Annotated in this window: 5 protein-coding genes and 2 pseudogenes; 4 read left to right on the top strand and 3 right to left on the bottom strand. The window is 63.7% G+C overall.

Annotation, left to right across the window (positions count from 1 at the left end; translation table 11 throughout):
- The 3 genes and pseudogenes from EN932_RS39155 to EN932_RS29145 all read left to right on the top strand — a co-directional run.
- Positions 1-169, top strand: a pseudogene (locus tag EN932_RS39155) (macrolide ABC transporter ATP-binding protein); the annotation flags it as partial.
- Complete coding sequence (locus EN932_RS29150; protein ID WP_063168255.1) at positions 166-1,383, top strand: ABC transporter permease; 1,218 nt, start codon at positions 166-168, stop codon at positions 1,381-1,383. The pseudogene EN932_RS39155 and the gene EN932_RS29150, both read left to right, overlap by 4 nt.
- Before the next feature lie 133 nt (positions 1,384-1,516).
- Complete coding sequence (locus tag EN932_RS29145; protein ID WP_127368756.1) at positions 1,517-1,759, top strand: hypothetical protein; 243 nt, start codon at positions 1,517-1,519, stop codon at positions 1,757-1,759.
- Here EN932_RS29145 and EN932_RS29140 read toward each other — a convergent pair.
- Together EN932_RS29140 and EN932_RS29135 are read right to left on the bottom strand one after the other, a co-directional pair.
- Positions 1,756-2,472 (bottom strand): hypothetical protein, encoded by a 717-nt coding sequence (locus tag EN932_RS29140; protein ID WP_127368757.1) that lies wholly within the window; start codon positions 2,470-2,472, stop codon positions 1,756-1,758. The two genes, EN932_RS29145 and EN932_RS29140, sit on opposite strands and share 4 nt — an antisense overlap.
- Before the next feature lie 3 nt (positions 2,473-2,475).
- Positions 2,476-3,588, bottom strand: coding sequence for an endonuclease/exonuclease/phosphatase family protein (locus tag EN932_RS29135; protein ID WP_024501382.1), 1,113 nt, complete (start codon positions 3,586-3,588; stop codon positions 2,476-2,478).
- Positions 3,589-3,777: 189 nt separating this feature from the next.
- Here EN932_RS29135 and EN932_RS29130 point away from each other — a divergent pair, with 189 nt between their 5' ends.
- Positions 3,778-4,344 (top strand): BA14K family protein, encoded by a 567-nt coding sequence (locus EN932_RS29130; protein ID WP_013531066.1) that lies wholly within the window; start codon positions 3,778-3,780, stop codon positions 4,342-4,344.
- A gap of 107 nt (positions 4,345-4,451) precedes the next feature.
- Here EN932_RS29130 and EN932_RS29125 read toward each other — a convergent pair.
- Positions 4,452-4,984, bottom strand: a pseudogene (locus EN932_RS29125) (ketol-acid reductoisomerase); the annotation flags it as partial.

Here is a 4,984-nt window from a genome sequence, read left to right as displayed (position 1 = left end):
CACGCACGAGATCATGGAGTTGCTGACGCGGCTCAACAAGGAGCTTGGCCTAACCATCGCCATGGTCACCCACGAGGCCGATGTCGCCGACTATGCCGAACGCACCATCCGCTTCCTCGACGGCCACGTCGCCTCTGATTCCAGGAAGCTGGAGATCGCACAACCATGATCTGGGAAACCGTCCGCCTGTCGCTGCGCTCGATCCGCCGCAACGTGCTGCGCTCGTTCCTGACCTTGCTCGGCATCGTCATCGGCGTTGCCGCCGTCATTGCCATGCTCACCATCGGCTCGGGCACCACGCAGAAGGTCAAGGCCGACATCTCCAAGCTCGGCAGCAATCTGCTGGTCGTCCGCTCCGGTCGCCCGGCCGGTCCCGGTGGCCCGGGCGGGCTCGACCAGGTGGTGCGTCCGCTGGCCGAAAAGGAGCTGGCGGCGCTGGTTGCGCATCTGACTGGCGCCCGCGCCATTTCGCCGGCTTCGCAAAAGCAGGTCCGGGTCATCTTCGGCACCGAGAGCCTGACCTCGGGCGTCACCGGCACCGACAGCGCCTATCTCGATGCGCGCGACTGGAAACTGGTGTCGGGCCGCCCGTTCAGCGATTCCGAAACCCGCTCGGGCACCGGCGTGTGCCTGATCGGCGAGACGGTGCGCCAACAATTCTTCGGCGCTGGCGATCCCGAGGGCGAGATCATCCGCGTCAACCGCACCTCCTGCAAGATCATCGGCCTGCTCGAGCCCAAGGGCTATACCGGCTTCGGCCAGGATCAGGACAATGTCGTGCTGATGCCGCTGCACGCCTACCAGCGCCGCATCGCCGGCAACCGCGACATCGACAACATCTACATCGCCGCCGATGACCGCACGCCGACCAGCGAGCTGCAGCCGCGCGTCGAGGACATTCTGCGCGACGCCAGACGCATCACGCCCGATCGTGAAAGCGATTTCGCCATCCGCGACATGACCCAGATCGCCGACGCCATGGCCAGCGCCACCACCACCATGACCGGCATGCTGGGCGCCGTCGCCGGCGTCAGCCTGCTGGTCGGCGGCATCGGCATCATGAACATCATGCTGGTGTCGGTCACCGAACGCACCCGCGAGATCGGCATCAGGCTCGCCATCGGCGCGCATGAAAAGCACATCCTGATCCAGTTCCTGGTCGAGGCCACGGTGCTGTCGCTGCTCGGCGGCATCATCGGCATCCTGATCGGGCTGGCGCTGGCCGGCCTCGCCGCGGTGACGCTGACCATCCCGTTTGCGCCGAGCCCGGCGGTGATCCTGCTCGCCGTCGGCTTTTCCGCCCTGATCGGCATGGTGTTCGGCTTCTTCCCGGCGCTGCGCGGCGCCAGGCTCGACCCGATCGACGCACTTAGGCACGAATAGGGCAACCGGCCGAAACGCGGCCGGCGCTCCGACGGGTTTTTGCACAATCTTCGACATTTCCACCCAGCCCCGCCACTGTCGTCGCGCCGTTCATGATGCTAGGGCAATTCACGCTTGGGTGGAGGAATAGCCAATGAGCAAGAAGGCGCGACTGATCCTGGCGATGGTCATCATCGAGGCCTTCCTTGCAGGCATCTGGTGGTATCTCGCCCGCTTCGGCATGGCCAATCCCGATCGCGTCACAGCCGATTTTCAGGCAGTCGTCGGCCAGACCATGGGAATGGCGATGGGCGGTTTGCTGGGCATCGGCTTCATCCTGTTCCTCGTCGCCGCCCGCAACGATCGCAACGCGGCACAGAACAAGACGCGCCCTTAACTCCCGTTTGCGAAATGCCACTCGATCAGCGGCTTCATGTGCGGTGACAGGCCGACCGGCAGGTCGGCGGCATGGCGGATGATCACTGGCCCGTCGATCTCCGGCTCGGTTTCGGTGGCGACGAAGGCTGAGATGCGCTGGGCGATCTCGTCGGCGGGCGCCGCCGCGTGGTAGCGGCGGAAGATCACCGTGCCACTGTTGCTCGACATGGCATGGTAGCGCTTGCCGCGTTCAGCACCTGACAGGTCGAGCCCTGTTTCCTCGCGCACCTCACGCATCATGTTGAAATCGACATCGACCAGGCCATCGCGAAAATCGACCGGCTCGAATGAGCCGGCGGCAAAATAGACGCGGCCGGCGTTGACCGTGTGCGGACCCATGCGGATCGCCACCAGCGCATTGTCGGCAGCCACCAGCATGGCATGGGCATAGGCATGCTCGGCGCCCGAATTCTCGCGCCGCTTCCGCCACAGCATGAAAGTCGAATAGTTGACCGCATGGCAGCGGCCGGCGAGACGGTTGTCGCGGTAGGCAAGCTGCGACAGCAGCACCACCATGCCGTCGAACAGCGCCGGATTGGCAGCGATTTCGTGCTGCCAGTTCTCGGCGATCGCCTCTGCATTGTCCCTTGCGAACGGGTGCGGACCGGGATCGAGCCGGACGTCGATGGCGTCGACCGGCAGGATGACGTTGCGTGGCAGGTCGAAACTCATGCGTCAGGTCATGTCCAGCGTGATCGCCACCGGGCAATGGTCCGACGCCTTCGGCCGGTCCCAGCCGGCACGCGGAAACCGCTCCACTTCCTGCCCCGGCGGAAAGATGGTGCGCCAGGGCTGGCCGTTGCGGATGATGTCGGGAACAGCCGTCGCGTTGCTGGCGGCGAGCCCCTTCGACAGCAGGATGTAGTCGAGCTGGCACAGATGCCGCTCTTCCGGTCCGCGCGTGTGGTAGAAACTCCAGCGGTTCATCTCCGGCCGCCGCTCGACGACGTTTTCGCAGAAGCCGCCGGCCGTCAGCACGTTGATGCAGGACAGGGCTTCGTCGACGACCTCGAAGCGATAGCCGTCGATCGCATCGCCGGCCACCTTCACACGCTGGCGGTAATCGTTCATGTCGCCGCAGATTGCCCAGCGTTTGTCGGCGGCATAGTCCTTGCCGAAGCGCTCCTCGATGATGCGCCGCACGGCCTGCGCCTCCGCGATGCGCACCGGCATCGTCGCCTCGCGCCCGTCGAGCCCGTTGCGCGGCGAACCCATCGACTTGAAATGCACGAGATAGAGCGTCAGCGGCACGCCGCCCACGGTGACGTCGATCTCCAGGCAGTCGCGCCGGAAAATGCGCTCATTGGCCTGATTGCCCAGTGCCTCGAGTTCCGGCGTGTGCAGCCCGAACTGCTCGTAGGTGACATAGGCGTGGCTGGTCATGCGCACGAATTCGATCGGCTGGCCCTGGGCGGTCTCATTGCGCATCATCACGGCAACGTCGATGCCGCGTGAATCATTGCCCGATGTGGTGTATTTCTGCCGGTAGCCCTGCCCCACCATCTTGAACAGATAGCCATATTCGAAGGCCTTCAGCGCCTCGATGTTGTCGACCTCCTGCATGCAGATGATGTCGGCCCGGGTGGCAGCGATTGCCAGCGCCGTCAGCTGGCGCGTGTCGTCGGATTGGGCGATGGCGCGGGCCTGCTCCAGCATCCTGTATTCCGCCTCGCTCTGGATATCGAACAGCGCCAGCGTTCGATCCTCGTTGAGCTGGTTGCGATAGCCGGAATAATCGAACCTGTTCATCAGGTTCTCGACATTGAAGGTGGCAAGGCGCAGCGACATGCCATGACCTTTGCCCGCAAGTGCTTCGGAAAACAAGCGCGCAGGACCACCATCTGAGATCGATTGGTCCTGGGTGCGTTCGCGTCATGGTTGACGGAACCTTTCCGTTCATCCGCCGTTCAGATGCAAACATCCATTGTTGCCCCATTCCTCGGGTGGGCGTGGGGCCTGTAACTCTTGGAGAGTGCAATGAATTCGCTCTTTTCTTCCACGGTCAAATCGGGGCTGCTAGCCCTGGGTATCCTCTCCGGCGTCACGGCACCGTCCGCCGCCGGCCCGATCATGCAACCGGACCTGTCGATTCCCACCAGCACCGCGGCGCCGAATGTCACGCCGGTCCGCGACAGCTGGGCGGGCGGCAACAACAACCGTCAGTTCAACAACGACAATTGGAGATGGCGCCGGTCGGGCAATTGGGACGGCGGCCGTCGGCACTGGCACGGCGGCGGCGGTCACTGGAATGGTGGAGACAACTGGCGTTGGCGCCATGGTCGCCATCACTATCGCGGCGGCCGTTACTACGATGATGGCGCGAGTGCCGCGATCCTGGGCCTTGGCCTGGGGCTTGGCCTCGGCAGCATGTACAACAACTACGACTACTATGACCGGCCGGCGCCGCGCCGCTACTACCGCGCGGGACGGCTTTCGAGCGCCCATGTCCAATGGTGCTACAACCGCTACCGGTCGTACCGGGCCTACGACAACACGTTCCAGCCCTACAACGGCCCGCGCCAGCAGTGCTACTCACCCTATTGATGGGCTGGCCCTGTAGCTGAGCTGACCGACAGAATGAAAAAACGGCGCCACGTGGCGCCGTTTCTTGTTCATGGAAGCTGCTATTTTCGAGCGCTTGTGGATTTCGCTCAGTTCTTCGCCTTGTCGACCAGCTTGTTTTTGGAAATCCACGGCATCATCGCGCGCAGCTTGGCGCCGACTTCCTCGATCTGGTGGCTGTCATTGTTGCGGCGGATGCCCTTGAAGCGGGACATGCCGGCGCGGTACTCCTGCATCCACTCCGAGGTGAATTTGCCGGTCTGGATGTCCTTCAGCACGCGCTTCATCTCGGCCTTGGTCTCGGCGGTGATGATGCGCGGACCCGAGACATATTCGCCCCATTCGGCGGTGTTCGAAATCGAGTAGTTCATGTTGGCGATGCCGCCTTCATAGATCAGGTCGACGATCAGCTTGACCTCGTGGAGGCACTCGAAATAGGCCATCTCAGGCGCGTAGCCGGCTTCCACCAGCGTCTCGAAACCGGCCCGGATCAGCTCGACCAAGCCGCCGCACAGCACGACCTGCTCGCCGAACAGATCGGTCTCGCATTCCTCGCGGAAATTGGTCTCGATGATGCCCGAACGGCCGCCGCCGACGCCGCAGGCGTAGGACAGTGCCAGGT

Source organism: Mesorhizobium sp. M7A.F.Ca.US.002.01.1.1 (genome assembly GCF_004022955.1).
GTDB classification, from domain to species: domain Bacteria; phylum Pseudomonadota; class Alphaproteobacteria; order Rhizobiales; family Rhizobiaceae; genus Mesorhizobium; species Mesorhizobium ciceri.
This window is presented reverse-complemented; position numbering and strand designations above follow the sequence as displayed.

Coding starts and splice junctions, on each gene's coding strand:
- EN932_RS29145 (WP_127368756.1), top strand. CDS start 1,517: ATGAGCAAGAAGGCGCGACTGATCCTGGCGATGGTCATCATCGAGGCC.
- EN932_RS29130 (WP_013531066.1), top strand. CDS start 3,778: ATGAATTCGCTCTTTTCTTCCACGGTCAAATCGGGGCTGCTAGCCCTG.
- EN932_RS29150 (WP_063168255.1), top strand. CDS start 166: ATGATCTGGGAAACCGTCCGCCTGTCGCTGCGCTCGATCCGCCGCAAC.
- EN932_RS29140 (WP_127368757.1), bottom strand. CDS start 2,472: ATGAGTTTCGACCTGCCACGCAACGTCATCCTGCCGGTCGACGCCATC.
- EN932_RS29135 (WP_024501382.1), bottom strand. CDS start 3,588: ATGTCGCTGCGCCTTGCCACCTTCAATGTCGAGAACCTGATGAACAGG.